Origin of the sequence: Streptomyces anandii JCM 4720 (assembly GCF_014650655.1) — a bacterium.
Classification (GTDB): Bacteria; Actinomycetota; Actinomycetes; order Streptomycetales; family Streptomycetaceae; genus Streptomyces; species Streptomyces anandii.
Window position 1 is genome coordinate 156,348 of sequence record NZ_BMVJ01000005.1, and the last position, 1,661, is coordinate 158,008.

Annotated in this window: 1 protein-coding gene and 1 riboswitch; the gene reads right to left on the bottom strand. The window is 73.6% G+C overall.

The window, feature by feature from the left end; all coding sequences use genetic code 11:
* Positions 1 to 422: 422 nt before the first annotated feature.
* A complete protein-coding gene (locus IE249_RS11540) occupies positions 423 to 1,430 on the bottom strand; it encodes a LacI family DNA-binding transcriptional regulator (protein WP_189704699.1) in 1,008 nt (335 codons plus the stop codon).
* Between the two features lie 118 nt (positions 1,431 to 1,548).
* Positions 1,549 to 1,615: riboswitch (guanidine-III (ykkC-III) riboswitch) on the top strand.
* Positions 1,616 to 1,661 lie beyond the last annotated feature (46 nt).

Genomic DNA, 1,661 nt, shown 5'->3' on the forward strand with positions numbered 1-1,661 from the left:
ACACCAGTCCCCGCGGCCCGCTGACGACGCCCCCGCCGCCGTGACCTCCGCCGGGGCCCCCGACCCCGTGCCCTCCGCCGCCGTGACCGCTTCCGGCGGGCGGTGCCGCGTCCTCCTGGGCCGCGCGGCGATGCGGTTCGTGCAGGTACGTCACGCCGTCCCCCTCCGCCGCACCGTGCCCGCCACGGCCGGCCCGGTGCCCGGCCCTAAGCCCTGTGTGTCCGGCGAGGAACGCTCGTTCCGCGCGATTGCAGGCATGGGTGCCCTCCCGACGGCCGTGCGCCGAGGCGGCGGCTCCACCGCGGCGTCCGGGCCCCACCCTTCACGGCCGGGGCAGAGCGGCGGTATACCGGCGGTATCCGCCACGTCAGGAGCGCCAAGTACGCTGCCCGGTAAGGGGGCTCAGGGAGCGGACGGGGGGCTCAGGCGCGTCCGAGCGTGCTCTCACGGCACACCAGGGAGTGGCCGGCGTGGATGCGCCGCGCCTCGTGCCGGGCGCCGCCCAGCCGGGACAGCACCGACTCCACCGCCTGCCGGGCGATGAAGGCCTTGTCCGGCGACACGGAGGTGAGCGTCACGGCTGAGAACCGCCCCTCCACCACGTCGTCGAAGCCGACGACGGCGACGTCCTCCGGTATCCGCAGGCCACGCTCGTGCAGCACCCGCATCGCCCCGATGGCGATCAGATCGTTGTAGGCGAACACCGCGTCCGGGCGGTGGCCCGCGTCCAGCAGCCCGGCCATGGCCGCCGCTCCGTCCGCGTACCCCCAGCCGTCGGTCGCCGCGATCAGCCGGTCGTCGGCGACCAGACCGGCCTCGTCCAGCGCCGCCCGCCAGCCGAGCAGCCGCAGCCGGGCGGGCCGGCTGCTGCCGCGGCGCGCCCCGAGGAAGGCGACGTTCCGCCGGCCCAGGGACAGCAGGTGGCGCACGGCCTCGCGGGCCGCGGCGACGTTGTCGATGGCGATGTGGTCGTAGGGAAGGTCGTACTCCCGCTCGCCGAGCAGGACCACCGGCACCTGCTCGGCCCGCTCCTCGAGGTCCTCGGCCTCCAGCTCGATGGGGCTGAGGATGAGACCGTCGATGACGCGGGTGCGGAAGCCCTGGCTGACCAGGATCTCCCGCTCCCGCCGGCCGCCGGTGTGGTCGAGCAGGACCGTGTAGTCGTGCGCCGCCGCCGCGTCGACGATCTCGGCGGCGAGTTCGGCGAAGTAGGGGTTGCCGAGCTCCGGAAGGGCCAGCGCGACGATTCCGGTACGGCCCTTGCGCAGGTGACGGGCCGTCAGGTTGGGCCGGTAGCCCAGCTCGTCGATGGACCTCTGCACGCGCGCCCGCATCGCCTCGGTGACATGCGGGAAGTCGTTGACGACGTTGGAGACGGTCTTGACGGAGACGCCCGCGTGCAACGCGACGTCCTTGAGGCTCACCCGCACGAGGCTCCTTCCGGGGCCCGGGATTTCCATCGTTATACGCGGTCCGTCCGACCGGTGGCAAGGGCGTTCGCACCGGGTACCGGGGTTTGCCTTCCGGTACCGGGTGTGAAACGTTGGCGGCGAGCCCGGAAAGGGGGCTTCCGGACGAGGGGTGCCGTACCCGGTGTGCGACAAGACGGCCCGCTGGAGGCTGCCGTGTCGTGGCTGGTTCTCGTCGTCTCGGGCGTTCTG